The organism is Photobacterium rosenbergii, from assembly GCF_003026455.1.
In the GTDB taxonomy this organism is placed as follows: domain Bacteria; phylum Pseudomonadota; class Gammaproteobacteria; order Enterobacterales; family Vibrionaceae; genus Photobacterium; species Photobacterium rosenbergii.
This window is the reverse complement of the sequence record NZ_PYMB01000007.1, coordinates 94,684-110,978: the sequence shown is the minus strand read 5'-3', so window position 1 is coordinate 110,978 and position 16,295 is coordinate 94,684. Positions and strand designations below refer to the sequence as shown.

13 protein-coding genes and 1 riboswitch are annotated in these 16,295 nt (G+C 48.1%); of the genes, 3 read left to right on the top strand and 10 right to left on the bottom strand.

The window, feature by feature from the left end; all coding sequences use genetic code 11:
• Positions 1-123 precede the first annotated feature (123 nt).
• Together C9J01_RS16175 and C9J01_RS16170 are read right to left on the bottom strand one after the other, a co-directional pair.
• On the bottom strand, positions 124-858 hold the full coding sequence (locus C9J01_RS16175) for a TIGR01621 family pseudouridine synthase (RefSeq protein ID WP_107299168.1): 735 nt from the start codon (positions 856-858) through the stop codon (positions 124-126).
• A 174-nt stretch (positions 859-1,032) separates the two neighbouring features.
• Positions 1,033-2,466, bottom strand: coding sequence for a sodium-dependent transporter (locus C9J01_RS16170; protein ID WP_107299167.1), 1,434 nt, complete (start codon positions 2,464-2,466; stop codon positions 1,033-1,035).
• 378 nt (positions 2,467-2,844) lie between these two features.
• Here C9J01_RS16170 and cls point away from each other — a divergent pair, with 378 nt between their 5' ends.
• Positions 2,845-4,302 (top strand): cardiolipin synthase, encoded by a 1,458-nt coding sequence (gene cls / locus C9J01_RS16165; protein WP_107299166.1) that lies wholly within the window; start codon positions 2,845-2,847, stop codon positions 4,300-4,302.
• A 160-nt stretch (positions 4,303-4,462) separates the two neighbouring features.
• Here cls and C9J01_RS16160 read toward each other — a convergent pair whose 3' ends face one another.
• From C9J01_RS16160 to C9J01_RS16140, 5 genes are all read right to left on the bottom strand, one after another.
• Positions 4,463-5,308, bottom strand: coding sequence for a nitrilase-related carbon-nitrogen hydrolase (locus tag C9J01_RS16160; protein WP_107299165.1), 846 nt, complete (start codon positions 5,306-5,308; stop codon positions 4,463-4,465).
• 72 nt (positions 5,309-5,380) lie between these two features.
• Complete coding sequence (locus tag C9J01_RS16155; protein ID WP_170114915.1) at positions 5,381-6,283, bottom strand: glycine betaine ABC transporter substrate-binding protein; 903 nt, start codon at positions 6,281-6,283, stop codon at positions 5,381-5,383.
• A 20-nt stretch (positions 6,284-6,303) separates the two neighbouring features.
• Positions 6,304-7,035: an ABC transporter permease gene (locus C9J01_RS16150; protein ID WP_107299164.1), complete on the bottom strand. Its 732-nt coding sequence runs from the start codon at positions 7,033-7,035 to the stop codon at positions 6,304-6,306.
• Positions 7,036-7,038: 3 nt separating this feature from the next.
• On the bottom strand, positions 7,039-8,160 hold the full coding sequence (locus C9J01_RS16145; RefSeq protein WP_107299163.1) for an ABC transporter ATP-binding protein: 1,122 nt from the start codon (positions 8,158-8,160) through the stop codon (positions 7,039-7,041).
• Between the two features lie 27 nt (positions 8,161-8,187).
• Positions 8,188-8,844, bottom strand: a complete 657-nt coding sequence (locus tag C9J01_RS16140; protein WP_039458410.1) for an ABC transporter permease — start codon at positions 8,842-8,844, stop codon at positions 8,188-8,190.
• 463 nt (positions 8,845-9,307) lie between these two features.
• On the opposite strand from C9J01_RS16140, the gene C9J01_RS16135 reads away from it, so the two are divergent.
• The gene (locus C9J01_RS16135; protein ID WP_107299162.1) at positions 9,308-9,805 is read left to right on the top strand and encodes a putative pterin-binding protein; all 498 of its coding nucleotides are present in this window, start codon (positions 9,308-9,310) and stop codon (positions 9,803-9,805) included.
• Positions 9,806-9,816: 11 nt separating this feature from the next.
• On the top strand, positions 9,817-10,950 hold the full coding sequence (locus C9J01_RS16130) for a GGDEF domain-containing protein (RefSeq protein WP_107299161.1): 1,134 nt from the start codon (positions 9,817-9,819) through the stop codon (positions 10,948-10,950).
• A 92-nt stretch (positions 10,951-11,042) separates the two neighbouring features.
• Here C9J01_RS16130 and yiaY read toward each other — a convergent pair whose 3' ends face one another.
• The 3 genes from yiaY to C9J01_RS16115 form a co-directional block, all read right to left on the bottom strand.
• Positions 11,043-12,191 carry an L-threonine dehydrogenase gene (gene yiaY, locus C9J01_RS16125; protein WP_107299160.1) on the bottom strand — a complete coding sequence of 383 codons (1,149 nt, stop codon included), beginning with the start codon at positions 12,189-12,191 and terminating at the stop codon, positions 11,043-11,045.
• A gap of 368 nt (positions 12,192-12,559) precedes the next feature.
• Positions 12,560-14,056: a lytic polysaccharide monooxygenase gene (locus tag C9J01_RS16120; protein WP_107299159.1), complete on the bottom strand. Its 1,497-nt coding sequence runs from the start codon at positions 14,054-14,056 to the stop codon at positions 12,560-12,562.
• 87 nt (positions 14,057-14,143) lie between these two features.
• A riboswitch (cyclic di-GMP riboswitch) is annotated at positions 14,144-14,243 on the bottom strand.
• Positions 14,244-14,487: 244 nt separating this feature from the next.
• Positions 14,488-16,281: a bifunctional protein-serine/threonine kinase/phosphatase gene (locus C9J01_RS16115; RefSeq protein ID WP_237156989.1), complete on the bottom strand. Its 1,794-nt coding sequence runs from the start codon at positions 16,279-16,281 to the stop codon at positions 14,488-14,490.
• Positions 16,282-16,295 lie beyond the last annotated feature (14 nt).

Genomic DNA, 16,295 nt, shown 5'->3' with positions numbered 1-16,295 from the left:
CAACAGTTGGTCGCAAGTTAACAATGAAAAATACGCGGCTTACACAATTTTTTATCATTAAGCCCTATTTATCTACTTAATTTCGGAAAGAACTGGTCAATCTGCAACCAATCGCAAGCGATGCTATTTTTTACCGGAGACTTTTTCTTTTGAGCTCTTTCCTCTAGCGGCTTTCTCCTTCGATAATGTAGGCCATGCCAACTCCCATGGCGCTGACCACTCTTCTGCAAGAACCTTCTGCGTCTCATCAATCAACCACAGTTCACCTTGTTGTGGGAGACAAATAAACTGCCACTGTTGATCAGCGTACGGAAAGCGCAATGCAAAAGCATGAAGGTAACCGCGGTCAGCCTTTTCATTACCATAGATCTCATCACCGCTGATCCCCGAGCCAACACTGCGAAGCGCCACCCTGATCTGGTGGGTTTTCCCAGTATGCGGCTTACACAAAAACAAGCGCCGGCCATTACCTGCGGCAGTGGAGAAAAATTGCGTCACTGCTGGGTTGTCCCGAGTGGTCTCCAGCTTCCAACTGCTACGGCGGGAACGTGTCATATCGCCGATCACTACACCTTGTTTCTTCTTTGGCTTCTTGGTGCCGATTGCCAGGTAATATTTCTCTACTTCACGCTCGGCAAAACACAAAGAAAGCACCGATGCCGCTTCACGGTTTCTGCCCAGCAACAGCAGTCCAGAGGTCATCTTGTCCAAACGGTGGATAAGGTATAGCTGCTCGTCCCCACTCTGCTTAGCAACTTCCTGCAGTAGCATCACATCACCATCATCTTTGTGGACAGACACCCCTGGGTGTTTGTTGATGATAAGGAAATCCGGATGGGTATGGAGAATATCGAACATAGTGATGGGCTCTTGGCTGAAGGCTCTGGCAAATAAAGAGAGCGAAGTATACCGCTTATAGGGAGTATTTCCACATGGCCTTTACTGGCACCTGATCGCAATCAGTACGATCAAAAAGCGGGAGCCCGAGGGCTCCCGCTTTGCTATGTCAAATTAAGTGACAATACTTGCTGATTACAGCTTCTTAGAAATCAGGGCACCGATGCCGATGATGGCAAGACCCATCACCATGATTTCACCTTTGCCGCTGTCAAAGCCAGCTTTCACACCTGCGATTGCAACGATAGCGATAGCAAATGGGATCACGTACTTAACTAGGTTGTACCATAGGCCGAATAGTGGGAACTTGATTTCACCGTCGTTGGTGATTTCTTTTTCAAGTTCACTACGGCTCAAGCGCCAGCCTGCGAAGATACATACCAACATACCGCCAACCGCTAGGAAGATCTTGTCTGTTAGTAGGTCGAAGATATCAAACGCACCTGTTTCGAACAGTGTTGGACCAAGGCCGCCAAGCGATAGCGATGCGAATACACACAGGAACGCCATCAGGGCACTTGCCGAGAACACAGCGGTTGAACGCTTCATACCTTTCTCATCGATTAGGTATGACACAACCACTTCAAGTAGGGATACAGAAGAAGTCAATGCTGCAACACTTAGGCCGATGAAGAACAGTAGCGCAAGCAATAGACCAACGATGCCGCCCATTTCAGCAAATAGCTGAGGTACAACAACGAAAATCAGACCAGGACCTGCTGCTGGCTCCATGCTGAATGCGAACATTGCAGGGAACATAGCCACACCCGCAAGGATTGCAACAGCAGTATCCATCGCCGTTACCATTGCTGTGGTTTGTACTAGGTTCTCTTTCTTCTTCAGGTAACTACCGTATGTGATCATACAGCCCATACCCAAACTTAGTGAGAAGAATGCCTGACCAAGCGCAGCCAATACTACTGTGCTGTCGACTTTAGAGAAGTCTGGCTTGAACAGGAACTCAAGACCTGCTGTTGCACCTGGAAGGCTCAGGCCTTTTACTGCTACCAAGATAAGGATGGCAAACAGTAGAGGCATAAGGATCTTACCGGCTTTCTCGATACCGCCAGAAATACCCTTGATAACCACCAGAATGTTGAACACCAGGTATAGGCCCATCCAGAATAGAGGCTGGATAGGGTTAGAGATAAAGCCACCGAAGCTGTCACCAATGGCTTCTGGTGTGCTTAATAGACCTGTCGCAATTTTATAGATGTATGCAATTGCCCAGCCACCAACGACCGGGTAGAAGCCCATGATAAGCAGGCCGCTGACGACACCGATAACACCGACGAATGTCCAACGGCGATCAGTAGACTTGAAAGCACCTACAGCGGAAAGGCCTGTTTTACGACCCACGGCAAATTCAGTCAGCATGACGCTGAAACCGATAACGATCACGAACAATAGGTAAATAGCTACGAAAGCACCACCACCACTCTCACCAGCTGTGTATGGGAACTTCCAGATGTTACCTAGACCTACTGCGGATCCTGCCGCGGCCATAACGAAGCCTAATTTAGAACCCCAGCTATCGCGGGGTTGTGTGGTTGTATTACTAGTAGCCACGTTCTCTCCAAGGTTTTGTTGTGTTTGCTAGAGTTTGCTAGTAATAGGCGCCGAAAATATGTTGTGTAAACTTGTGTGCAAACTTATTTGTACACTTATAAGGATGTAATTGACGCTCTATATATGGCAAGTAAAACAGGTTGCGATTAGAATGTGAAGCCCGCGCTTGTAAATTTTGATCATTTACTGCTTTTTTACATCAATTCTTTGTTTTTTGCTTATATTTTGCACTAACCCTGCGTGCAAGTTTTACATTCCTCCTACAAATCAGTCATTTCCTCTTATCAAACATAGCACATAAATCCCAGTAAATTTCGCTGGTATTCCTCAAGTTTCAATGCAAAATAGAGTAATACGTCCAACTCATAACAAATACGAATGGAACAGTTCTATCAAGTTCTTGTCTGGGCTAGCGTCTTCTTCTACTGGTTGATGATCGCAGCCGTCACTATGCGCATTGTGTTCAAGCGCAGGGTGGTTGGTGTCTCTCTTGCTTGGCTCATGATCATCTTTATCATCCCTATCGGCGGGGTGATTGCTTACCTGTTGTTTGGCGAACTCAACCTAGGAAAAAAACGTGCCCAACGTGCGAAAGTCATGTTCGAGCCTTTCGCCGACTGGTTCCAGCGCCTTAATGATTGTCCTGGCCACCAGCCCGAGCTGATGAGCGAGCATGCCCGCCCTATCAGTGATTTGTGCGAAAACCGACTTGGTATTCCGGCCCTGAGCGGCAATACTCTCTCGCTGCAAGATTCCCCGCAAACCATCCTCCGCTCACTGATAGAAGATATCCACCAAGCCGAAGTCTCGGTTGATATGGAGTTCTATATCTGGCATCCGGGCGGGTTAGCCGATGAAGTCGCAACTGCGCTCATCATGGCAGCCAAGCGCGGGGTAAAGATAAAGGTACTGCTCGATGCCGCAGGCAGCATGCGTTTCTTCCGCTCCCATTGGCCGAAACTCATGCGCCATTCAGGCATTGAAATTGTCGAGGCGCTATCGGTCACACCGTTCAGGATGTTCCTGCGCCGGATGGACTTGCGCCAGCACCGTAAAATTGTCGTTATTGATGAGAAAATTGGCTACACCGGTTCGATGAACCTGGTTGATCCCGCCTTTTTCAAAACCGATGCGGGAGTCGGCCAGTGGATTGATGTCATGGTAAGGGTAACCGGCCCTTCGGTTGCGGTGCTTAATGGTATCCAGGCCTGGGACTGGGAAGTAGAGACCGGTGACCGCTACTTGCCGCAGTTGCCTGAATGCACCTTGCCAAGTTCGGTTGAGGCAACCGATATGATCCAGGTGATTCCATCGGGCCCGGGGATGCCAGATGAAATCATCCATCAGGCACTGCTGCTTAGCATCTACCAAGCTAAAGAAAGTGTGGTGATCACTACCCCTTACTTTGTTCCGAGTGAGAATTTGCTGCACGCAATGAAGGGGGCCGCCCACCGTGGGGTCACCGTCGATATCATTATCCCGGATAAGAATGACTCTATTATGGTGGAATGGGCTAGCCGCTCATTCTTCTCGGAGCTCCTGGCTGCAGGTGTTCGCATCCACCGGTTCCATGGCGGTTTGCTACATACCAAATCCGTGGTGATAGACAAGACCCACTGCTTGATTGGTACGGTTAACTTGGATATGCGCAGCCTGTGGCTCAACTTCGAGGTGACATTGGCAGTGGACAATGCCGAGTTCACCCAGCAGCTAAACTGGCTACAGAAAGAGTATATGAATGATTCCAGCCTGGTTGACAGGAACAAGTGGGAGCAAAGGCATATCAGCAACAAGCTGATTGAACAGTTCTTCTATATGTTCAGCCCGTTATTGTAATTTTCATATTCAACTTGCATAACAGCAAGTTAGTTGGGTGTGATTTTAAAACCTACCCGCCATGGACGGCGGGTCGGAGCGGCATGGATGCCTTTATGCGTTTTTAAAATTACACCCTGCTAATTTGCAGAAAATTCAGTAAAAGCTCATGGCTTTATGATTACTTTCCAACTCGCTTAGCCAGCAAATCCAACACCAAACGGCTGTCCGCATCACGGATAGTTGGTAGCTGGAAGCGTGCCTCGCGGGTATCTTTAAGCGAGACTTCGGCACTGATCAGGGCTTCTTCGCCACCCGCTTCTGCCAGACAATTACCGAACGCATCCAGAATACGGGAACCACCCCAGAAACGGCTGTTACCTTCAAGAGCACAGCTGTTTGCCATCAGCACAGGCACACCATAGGTCATCGAAATAAAATCTGTATTGGTTTTCCAGCCCTGCGGGTTGGAGAACTCATCAGAGACAATATCGGCTGCCGAGTTGACCGGTGCCAGCATCAAGGCGGGTTTGTCCAACATCGCAAGATGCGGAAGTGCCGGGTTCCATAAATCTGCACAGATCAGCGTATGCATAGGCCAGCCAGCAATTGGTTCACACGGCTCAAGGTCCTGACCTTTGCTATACCATTTTGCTTCTTCCAAACCGCCGTAGTTCGGCAGGTTTAGCTTGCGGTGGACATGAACGAGTTGGCCTTTGGTCACCATCGCCTGCGCATTATAGAACTCACCGGCGTGCGCTTCTTCGATGAAGCCTGCGCTAACTACCATGTCACCTGCTGCCGAAGCCAACTTCTCGAGCAACGGGTGGCTGACCGCCATAGCCACATCCAGCGTCTTTTCACGCAAACTGTAGCCGGTTAGCGAAAGCTCCGGGAACAGCAACACCTCAATGCCCTGCGCGCGCGCGAGTTCGATATAGTGAAGGTGCTTTTGCAGGTTAGCCTCAACATCGCCCAACACAGGGGCGATTTGGGCAATACCAACATGTAGTACTTGTTTTGTCATGATAAAACCTTAAAAGGCCAGCTGACGCTGGCCTTTGAATTAGATAAAGCGCTTGATTACTGTATCGGGTAATTACAGCAGGCTGTTTTGCTCAAGGAACTCACGGGACACACGTTCGATAGAAAGTCCATCGACGTCTACCAAGGCATTCAGGGTAGACATGGTCTCGTCATTCATCAGCGCAGACAGTTTGTTAAGCTGCTCAGCCAGTTCCGGGTTAGCATCCAGAGCGTCGGTACGAACAACCGGCGTCAGGGCGTAGTTCGGGAAGTGCTGGCGGTCATCTTTCAATACATAGAAATCAAACGCCTTCACACGGCCGTCAGTAGCAAACACCATGGTGACATCAACCACTTCCTGAGCCAGAGCCTGATATACCAAGCCCGAGTTCATCTTGCGTAGGTTACGGCGCGGCATATCAAACTCATAGGCTTCAAGCAGCGACTTCAAACCGTCTGGACGGGCCGAAAACTCAACGTTACTTGCCATCTGGGCATCTTTGCCGTCTTCAGACTGGAGCCATTCCATCATGTCGGTGATAGATTCAATGCCCTTCTCTTTGGCAAAGTCTTTGCGCATTGCCAAGGCATAGGTATTGTTCGCCTGCGATGGGTTCAGCCAGATCAGTCCAACCTTTTCATCCAGCGCTTTAACACGCTGGTAGGTCTCAACCGGGTTAAGCTTCTCAACCACTTTATTAAAAGTCACCAAGCCAGTACCGGTGTACTCCCAGTAAAGGTCGATCTGACCGTTAAGCTGTGCAGTACGCAGTACCGTCGAACCCATGCCATCGCGCTGGTCGACATCATAGCCAAGGCCTGCAAGGTACTGTGCCGTCATCGAAGACATGATCAGCTGCTCGGTATAGCCCTTACCACCAACAACTAATTTGCCAGCCGCCTGCGCTGAAGCAGCACAAAACATTACCGAGATCGCAGTGGTCACAGCAGCCATTAAAGAGATTACGCGTTTCATCTTTGTCTTACTCCGTGCCATTACTTATGGTTAGGGTTTACACCCTTACTCACAATAAAGAAGGTCACAACACCCAGAACCATATCCATAATCAAAGCCAAGACAGCAGTCGGGATCGCACCCGCTAGCATCATCGGCGTATCATAAAGATCGATACCGGCGAAGATCAGCTCACCCAAACCGGTACCACCAATCTGGAATGCCAGCGGCACAGTACCGATGTTGATCGCAAATGCAGTACGGATACCCGCCATGATGACGTACATCGCGTTTGGCAGTTCAACCTTGACCAACTGCTGCGTTGGCGTCAGGCCGATACCGGTCGCCGCCTCTTTCAGGTGCGCAGGTACAGACAGCAAGCCGGTGTAGGTATTGCGCAGAATTGGCAGCACCGAGGCAAACGCCAAGGCAAAAATCGCCGGCTTGTCACCAATGCCCAAAAAGCTCATCGACAATGCCAATACTGCAAGCGTTGGTACCGTGGTACCAATGTTGAAGATTTGCATCACCATATCAGCGGCCTTACGGCAAGCAGGACGGCTCAGGATAATCCCCACCGGTACACCAATCAGGATCGCAATCGAGCCCGAGATCAAGGTCAGCTTGATGTGATGACCTGACAAGTAGATAATTTCATCCCAGTAATAGATGAACTGCTCGACAAAACCCGATGACTGGGCCCAAATCCCAAGCAGGAAGACGGTCACCAGCAGTAGCGCATTGAAGTAAGGGCTTAAGTTAATCGACTTCATCCCTTACCCCTTTTTACGGAAACTGGCTCCCAGGTGGTGTGTAATACCACGCTGTGAAATTTCACCACACAATTGACCTTGCTCGTCGACCACCGCCAACCAGCTGATGTCGTGGGCAAACATCTTAGAGACAACCGCACGCAAGTCCTGCTCCTGGTTCATCAGGATAGGTAGGCCATCGTAGTGGTCGCTACACAAGCCGCGCTGACTCATGGCAACAGATTTGGTGATCATACCAATTGGCTGGTTCTGGTTATTCACCATCACAATCATGCCGTGGCCGTAATCATTCATGCGCTGCAGGGCGACATCCAACGTGTCGTTCGGCGATACGGTCGGAACATGGCGCTCCATCACTTCACCAGCCGTCGATAGCTGAAGGCGCTTCAAGGTACGGTCAGTACCCACGAAATCTGCCACGAAGTCAGTCGCAGGGTGGGCAAGAAGCTGGTCTGGGCTTGAGTATTGCTCAAGTTGGCCATCACGGAAGATTGCAACTTTGTTTGCCATCTTCACGGCCTCATCAATATCGTGTGATACGAACATGATGGTTTTCTTCAGCTCTTTGTTCATCTTCAGGAACTCTTCCTGAATCACTTCGCGGTTGATCGGGTCGATTGCACCAAAAGGTTCGTCCATCAAAAGTACCGGTGCATCGGCCGCCAACGCACGGATCACACCGACACGCTGCTGCTGGCCTCCTGAAAGTTCATTCGGGAAGCGCTTCATGAAGGTGTTTGGATCCAGTGCCACCATATCCAATAGATCTTTGGCACGTTGGGTACAACGCTTGGCATCCCATCCCATCAATTTCGGGATCAGGCTGATGTTCTCTTCGATGGTCATGTTCGGGAACAGACCAATCTGCTGAATAACGTAACCGATATTCCGGCGCAACGTCACCGTATCGATACCAGTCGTATCTTCACCGTTGATCAGTACACGGCCAGAAGTTGGTGTTACCAGACGGTTGATCATCTTCAGCGTGGTGGTTTTACCACAACCAGATGGGCCCAGCAGGACACAGATTTCACCGGTCGGTACTTCCATGTTGATATGATCGGCTGCTGTCACCACACCCTGTGGTGTTTCAAAAACTTTTGTCAGGTTCTCAAGTTGAATCATGAAAACGCCCTCTTAAATTCGTAAAACTTAGCCGTGAACGACGACACCTTTCGGTGTGAATTTCTTTTGGATTTTCGCCAATACCGTATCGGCAAAGATTGCCAATAGGCTCACAGCTACAGCACCAACAATCAGCTGGCGCGGATCAGACTGGCTGATCCCCCGTGCAATAAACGTCCCCAAACCACCAGCACCGATGTAAGTCGCGATAGCCATAACACCGATGTTCATCACCACAGCAGTGCGCACACCAGCCATGATCACCGGAATAGCCAGTGGGATTTCCACCAAACGCAGGCGCTGCATATTGGTCAGGCCGATACCCCTTGCTGCTTCTCGCAGGGCCGGGTCAACGTTGTTAATTGCGGTGTAGGTATTACGAATAATTGGCAACTGCGAATACAGCAAAACCGCAATCACTGCAGGCAGATAACCAATACCCTGGCCGATAATCGACAGCACAGGGATCATGATCCCGAACAAGGCAATAGAAGGGATCGTAATAATAATGGACGCAACGTATAGCACCACATTGGCGACACGTTGATTCTGGGTAATTGCGATACCAATAGGTACCCCTGTCATCATGGCTAGACCAACGGCCAGGCTCACTAACGACAGATGCTCTACAGTGCGAGAGACAATCACATCCCAGTTGTCCAGAACGAAATTGAAAATTTCCAATTTGCACTCCTGGATTTACGAGTTGAACACAGATTGTTTAATGAGTGTTTCCGCTAAGCGCCGGAAACATTGATACAACCACAAGGTTGTCAAAACAGGGGCTCCGCCCTGATAGACATGGTTTACACCATTAGCATCGCTTGTCAGACCACAAGTCATACAAGCGAAAAAGGAAGGGGGATTCTAGTGAGTAAGCCTGACTAGCTCAAGTTTTTTCAGGAATTATTTTGATCTCACAGCTTGATCATGTTTAAAAAACACCCAAAAACACATTAACCTCATGATTATTAATGCCGCGAGAAATAAAAATTTACAACGTACTCATTCTATTTTGTTTTGATTTCTTTGCCTCACATGTAAAAGAAGCAGCTACAATTATATCCAAGCAGCTTAAGTATCTCTGCGGCAAGAAGTGCTTTGGAGTAACGGTAGAGAGTTCAGGACGACAATTGGAGGAGTTCCAATGCAGCTTGCAAGCCCGAAGTTAACAATACGTTGTCTTTTATATTGTTTTGGCCTTTTCACTGCATTTTCGGCATGGAGCCAGAGTATTCCATTGGCTTTGTCAGGGACCAGCCAGTCAGGCGAAAAACTATCCCTTGTACTCCAACGTGACCAACTCGAGCAACTTCCCCAATCGTCATTCTCTACCCACCTCCCTTGGCTAGAGCAAAGCGCCAACTTTGAAGGAGTACGCCTGCTGACACTGCTTGAACACTTCAAGCTTTCTGCTTCCAAGTTGAAGTTACTCGCCCTCAACGATTATTCCGTTGAGATCAGCCATGACTACATCAAACAGTACAATCCTTTAGTTGCCATCAAGCAAGACGGCCAATACTTGAAAGTCAGAGATTACGGCCCTTATTGGGTGATCATTTCCCTCAATGAACACCCCGAAGCTGCCAAAACCAAACACCTTGCCAATATGGTGTGGCAACTCACCGTAATTGAAGTGCAGTAGCGGGTTGCAATATGGGAATAAGCCGCCGTATAACCTCCCTACTCATCTACATCACACCGTTACTAATTATCAGCATTTTGGTCGCTGTGACCGCCCTGAAACGCAATTCAGATATCATTGCCAACAGCCAAAATGAGGCAGCCTGGTATGTACTCCAACTACACAAGGAGTATGCCGAGTTTCACCTCCAGCTTCACCGTTATGCAGTCGGGACCAGTGACCATAACGATATGATGCTGCAATATGAGATCCTATGGAGCCGATTTAAGACCATTCTCAACAACACCCACATCAGCCACCTTTATCATTTCGATGGCGCCTATCATCAAATCAGCAAACAATTTGCTTATATCCAATCGATAGAGCCACAGCTAATTGAGTTCGAAACGGGCGATCCCGAATCGGCGATAATCACTGACGTTAAGGATCAGTACGAAAACCTAGTAATTTTCCTTAGCCATAAATTTCGCCTTTCAAGTGGAGACCTACTAAAACGAGTCGAAGCTACTCATACCATGAAAACACTGGTGTACTTCTTACTCTGTGCCATCGTATTGCTTGGCGGGATTTTACTGTGGGCGCTTTGGCGTGAGTCATCAGCGATGCGCAAGTTAGCAATGAGCGATACATTAACAGGGATCCATAGCCGTTTATGGCTCAACCAACACCTTAAAGAGTTGGTTAATAAACAACAGCCCTTTAGGTTTTATCTTGTTGATTTAGACGGCTTTAAAACCATCAACGATACGCTGGGACACCATGCCGGCGATGAACTACTGAAGACAGTGGCTGCCCGTTTGGCGGTTCTGAGCGGCGAGCACTACCATGTAGCCCGTATGGGTGGCGATGAGTTTGCCGTGATCGAGTCTCTGGCGGTTCAGCACGAGATCAATATCAGCCAAAAACTGCTTAACAGTTTTCAGCAGCCAGTAATACTGAATGGCAAAAGCTACCCTATCTCGGCCAGTATCGGCAGTAGCGAGTACCCGCTCAAAGCATCTAATGTCAGTGAAGTGCTACAGCAAGCTGATTTTGCTATGTATGAAGTCAAACAGCAGGGGAAAAATGGCGTGATACATTACGAAGGATCAGCAGTACCGAATGGAACCGCACCGACTCTCAAACGCTTCACCAAAAGCCTGTAAAAGCGACTCGTCGAAAATTGGCATTAAGCCCAAACAAAAAAGCGCCCACCGAATGGTGGGCGCAACTTTAATCGTGCAGTGGTATTGGCTGATTACATTGCCGCAGCAAAGATAGCCGAAATTTCTTCGTGGCTTGCTTGTTTCGGGTTAGTGAAACCACACGCATCTTTCAGTGCGTTATCAGCAAGAACCGCAATATCTTCTTCTTTCGCACCTAGCTGCTGAAGACCTGCTGGAATACCCACATCTTTAGACAGCTCCTGAATCGCTTCCAGCGCTGCTTCCGCACCCTGCTCTGCCGTCAGGCCTTCAACATTCACACCCATCGCATTCGCAACGTCTTTTAGGCGCTCAGGACAAACCTGTGCGTTGTAGCGCTGAACGTGTGGCAGCAATACCGCGTTACATACACCGTGTGGCAGATCGTAGAAACCACCTAGTTGGTGCGCCATTGCGTGAACATAGCCCAGTGAAGCATTGTTGAAAGCCATACCAGCCATGAACTGTGCATAAGCCATTTGCTCGCGCGCTTCAATGTTCTGGCCGTCTTCTACTGCCGTACGCAGATGCGCTTGGATCAGCTCGATGGCCTTGATTGCTACCGCGTCAGTGATCGGGGTTGCTGCAGTAGAGACATAAGCTTCAATTGCGTGAGTCAGCGCATCCATACCCGTCGCAGCCGTCAGTGAAGCCGGTTTTGCCAGCATCAACTCAGGATCGTTCACCGACATCAATGGTGTGGTGTTCTTATCAACGATTGCCATTTTAATGTGGCGCGCTTCATCGGTAATGATACAGAAGCGGGTCATTTCACTGGCAGTACCAGCAGTGGTATTGATCGCCACAAGTGGTAGCTGAGGTTTCGCAGACTGGTCAACACCTTCGTAATCAGCAATTTTACCGCCGTTAGAGGCAACAAGGGCAATACCCTTGGCACAGTCATGCGGTGAACCGCCACCTAGTGAAATGACGAAATCACACTCGCCGTCTTTCAACAGTGCTAGGCCTGCTTCAACGTTGCCAATTGTTGGGTTTGGTTGTGTACCATCGAAAACAACAGAATCGATGTCACGCTGTGCCAACAGGTCTGCTACCTGCTTGACCATACCGATTTGGCTCAACACTTTATCAGTCACAATTAGAGCTTTTTTAAAGCCGTGCGCTTTCACAGCATCTGCCGCTTCTGTCAGGCAGCCAGCACCCATCAGGTTTACCGTAGGGATAAAAAATGCGCTACTCATGATAAATTCTCCATAACTATCAAAAACTAATTACCAAAACCTACTTGCACACAATATTTTTTGCTTCGCCTAAACAGGCTGTCCGTAATCAGTCTCTTGTCTACGAGTAGAAACCTACCACCAGAAAAGTGTGCAACAAATTGATCTGGAACAAGTTATAAATCCGAAAGAAATATTCATGCAATGTAGTTTGAGCCAGATCACCAATTCAACAAGTTACACATCAAATTTGTTTCCATATGGAAACACTACTTTTCATTTCATCACTAAGAGTGGTTTCTTTTTGTGATCTTACCGGCATAAAAAAACGCTGGCTTATGCCAGCGTTTTGCCCCTTATTGAGAAGGGTAACTATTTGCTTTCGCTAATTATTGCTTTATCCAAGCATCTTGCCATGCTGAACCATACCCCGGCTCATAGTGATGCGCAGAGTCAATATTACACCAGCCACCTTCAGGGAATGGACGACATTGATAGGTATTACCGTCGCGGCTAAGTACTACCGTTTCACCAGGTACATAGCTACCGATACCTTCAGGGTAGGCATAATCGTAATCACCACCACCTGAACTGTCCTTGATAGTCACCGACTTGGTTTCAACGACCTTGTGCTCGCTGCTACCTTGCTCGGCTGCTGTTACCACCACGCTAAATGAACCGGTCTGGGTCGTGAACACCGATAGATCGATGTTACCGTTGTCGACAATATCACTTGCCAGTGCCAACTGGTGGCCAGTGCTATCGAGTAACTTCATGTTGATCAGGTAACTACCTTCTGAGCTTACGGTTGCATCAATGTAGGTTTTACCATCGCTACCCTGAGTGTATTCACTTTCTAGCCCTTGAACTGTTACCGGAGCGGGTTCAATCACATCCCCATCGCGAACATCCAACGCGTAGTTGTAATCCGGGTTGGTGACAAAGACTTGGTTGGTATACAGATCTGATGGTTGATAAACGATATCGCCGGATGCTTCTTCCACACCCACCTGGGTAACTGTTGGGTATTTATCATTGATCAATTGGGCAAGGTCATAAGACCACGTATTGATGTTCTCGTTAGCAGCCGTAATTGGCAACTTCTCGAATACAATTTCAGAGCCTTGCTTGTTGAAAATACGGAACCAAACACTGTCACCGTCTTGCGCCTCAACACCCGGTTTGACGTACTGTCCCTTAGAAGTCCACTCAGGCGGTAGCACCTCACCATCAAAGCGGATATCGCTACAGTTGTAGAACCCTTCACCTACAGGATCATTTCGCTGCCAGCGGGAAACCAAAGTTGCTTCACCGGTTCGACCGCTTGGTAGGGTGACATCAATTAGGTAATACCCGTCCGTCACTTTAACGTCGCCGGCAGTATCAATCAGCTCCAAATCATCCCAGCCCAGACGGCTATGGGCAGCATTGTAGCCCGGCTTAGTTATGTAAAACTGCCAGAAGCTCGGGTTGTGCGGTGCCGTAGCACGGTAGCGAAGAGTGAATGTTTCTCCCGCTTTCATGTCGGTACGTTGCCAGTGCTCTGAAGCGACACTCATGCCGCTCTTGCGCGAGTCACCGCCTGAACAAATAGTCCCATCAGGAACTGCAGCCTTAACCGCATCCATATTGTCGTAATTCGGCACTAGGGCAGCAAACTCGTTCTTTTGCACGATTGGGTAGGTTCCTGACTCTAGGAACGAGGCACGACAGGCTTCATTCGGGATCTGCGACCCGTCAGAAGGTCCCCAGTGCCCGCTATCGTTATAACAGATAAGTTGGCGGGCCGCTGGGAATTCAGCATAGCCGTGAGCGTTTACATGTAATGGAGAAAGGGCGGCCATGACTGACACAGCGCCCAAGGAAAAGTTAATTACTTTTTTCATGTTTAGCTTCCATTATGATTATTTTGGGAAGCCAGCTAATGGGAAGAAGCCACTGCTTTGATCTTATTTTGACCTTGCTTATTCCTATCAGGTAACCCCGCTACCCTAGAGTCACCAATAAAAATGGTTACTCCTTAGGTCGGAAGTTTTGCGCCCTACCCTTTCGGATAATTAGCCTTTAGCTGACGATATAAAAATGAGTCAATTCAATATTGGTTCAAGTAAAACCGATATACTGAAGAAACTCGGGTATATTTATAGTGTTTTTTTAAGCATCAGCAAAAATTAGCGACAAGCAATGGAAGGGTGATCTCATTTAACTTTTATTAATTAAGATAAATAAAATTATTTGACAGAAATTAAATATATAACACTGACAAACCTATTCCCCTTACCAATGAATTATGGCGATACAATTGAAAGGGTTAATATTAAATCATTGCGATGATAACTTGAACAATAACAATGATAAATAAGCAAAGTGAGGTGATTTTCCAAAACTGTACCGGATTCTTACTCTTCAAAGGCCGCTTGTTCGCTTGTTTGAGCACTTGTGAAGAAGGGTTGGATAAGTCACAGAGCAACTCTGAAAGGGCGTCATAGCGCTGACTGGCCTGAGGGAAACACCCTCTACGAATGACGACATCCAACCATGCAGGCAAGTCATCACGATAATTCTCTAAAGGTGTATATTCCGGCCATTGGTTGTTTGCCTGCGGCGGTTTAAATGTATTAGGGAAGGGATAAGGATAATGGCCAGTTAGCATTTCATAAATAATGATGGATATAGAATACATGTCAGACCTCATCGAAACTTTACCGCCAAGTAAACACTCGGGTGATAGATATTTAATATCACCAACGGGTATCGTTTCAGATATAGGGTTTTGTATTTCATCAAAGTGTTCAGAATAAACTGAACCAAAGTCAATAATGACAATTTGCTCAAATTGATTAACGATTAAGTTTTCTGGCTTAATATCACGGTGAATGAGTCGATGGCGCTGCATCACACGAATCGACTTAATTATTTCCTCAGCCATTACCCGAACTTTTTCAATATCAGGTTTAGGGTTATCATCCATCCATTGGCGAAGTGACTTACCTTCTACCCATTGGCAAACATGGTAGAGAAAAGGAGAGTGGCGTGAGAAAGGGTGGATTTTCATTACTCTCTGATGGGATATCTGCTCCCCGACCCAACCTTCACGGACAAAGCCCTGCAAATACTGGTAATCTTCGGCAAAATTGAGTGAAGGCATCTTTAACACATAACGCTGATTATCAAATTCGCTGACTGCCAAATAGATATGGCTGCGGGGGCCACTGTACAACACGCGTAATATTCGGTATTGATCGATTCGATTCCCCTCTTCCATGACCGGGGGGATCACTCGTTTGGTCAACTCCCCAATGTACTCATCCATAGTCAAAGTCGGTAACGCTTTTATATCAATCAGCAAGCTGGATACATTATCCTGGCTCCCTGCCGCCAGCGCTTCCTTCACCAGTTGTTCGGATAGGGGTTCAACGGCATTATCAATAGACGATAACGCCTGCTGAATATGGGCCTCATCCAACCATTCGTAGATACCGTCGGTTGCCATCAGCAAACGGTCACCTTCTTCCAACCGGATTTGTTGGAAATCGACTTCAATATGGCTATCCATCCCCAGCGATCGAGTCAGAAAGTATTGCTGGCCATATTGATGACGGCGATGATCTTGGGTGAGTTGGGTCAATGCCCGGTTACGGTAGAGGTAGGCGCGGGTATCACCCACATGCATGATGTAGGCCGTGTTGGATTTGATAATCACCGCACAGAAAGTGGTTACCATGCCATTGTGCTGGAGTTCACTCTGGCTACCTTGATGGAAAAGCCACTGATTCAAGGCATGCAGCACTTTTCCTGCCGACTGCTTAACACCCCAAGTTTTCGGTGTGGCGTAATATTCTTCGATAAACTGGGTCACACAAATCTGGCTGGCCTGCTGCGCCTGTTCACTGCAACTGACGCCATCGGCCAAGCAGGCAACGACGCCCTTGTGCAGGAGTTCATCGTGCTTTTTAGGTTGATAAACCGCAAATGCATCTTGGTTGCTTGGCTTGCATCCGGCGACTGAATAGCCCCCGACATCAAGTTCGAGGGTACTCCCTTGGCGGATCCGCTTCCTGTTGACGGACATTGAATTAGGGGCAGTCCCTGGCTGAATAGTTTCGCTCATCCACAGTTCCCCCT

Excerpts from the sequence above, each read along its gene's own strand:
- C9J01_RS16175 (WP_107299168.1), bottom strand. The coding sequence starts at position 858 with ATGTTCGATATTCTCCATACCCATCCGGATTTCCTTATCATCAACAAA.
- cls (WP_107299166.1), top strand. The coding sequence starts at position 2,845 with ATGGAACAGTTCTATCAAGTTCTTGTCTGGGCTAGCGTCTTCTTCTAC.
- C9J01_RS16160 (WP_107299165.1), bottom strand. The coding sequence starts at position 5,308 with ATGACAAAACAAGTACTACATGTTGGTATTGCCCAAATCGCCCCTGTG.
- C9J01_RS16155 (WP_170114915.1), bottom strand. The coding sequence starts at position 6,283 with ATGAAACGCGTAATCTCTTTAATGGCTGCTGTGACCACTGCGATCTCG.
- C9J01_RS16150 (WP_107299164.1), bottom strand. The coding sequence starts at position 7,035 with ATGAAGTCGATTAACTTAAGCCCTTACTTCAATGCGCTACTGCTGGTG.
- C9J01_RS16145 (WP_107299163.1), bottom strand. The coding sequence starts at position 8,160 with ATGATTCAACTTGAGAACCTGACAAAAGTTTTTGAAACACCACAGGGT.
- C9J01_RS16135 (WP_107299162.1), top strand. The coding sequence starts at position 9,308 with ATGCAGCTTGCAAGCCCGAAGTTAACAATACGTTGTCTTTTATATTGT.
- C9J01_RS16130 (WP_107299161.1), top strand. The coding sequence starts at position 9,817 with ATGGGAATAAGCCGCCGTATAACCTCCCTACTCATCTACATCACACCG.
- yiaY (WP_107299160.1), bottom strand. The coding sequence starts at position 12,191 with ATGAGTAGCGCATTTTTTATCCCTACGGTAAACCTGATGGGTGCTGGC.
- C9J01_RS16120 (WP_107299159.1), bottom strand. The coding sequence starts at position 14,056 with ATGAAAAAAGTAATTAACTTTTCCTTGGGCGCTGTGTCAGTCATGGCC.
- C9J01_RS16115 (WP_237156989.1), bottom strand. The coding sequence starts at position 16,281 with ATGAGCGAAACTATTCAGCCAGGGACTGCCCCTAATTCAATGTCCGTC.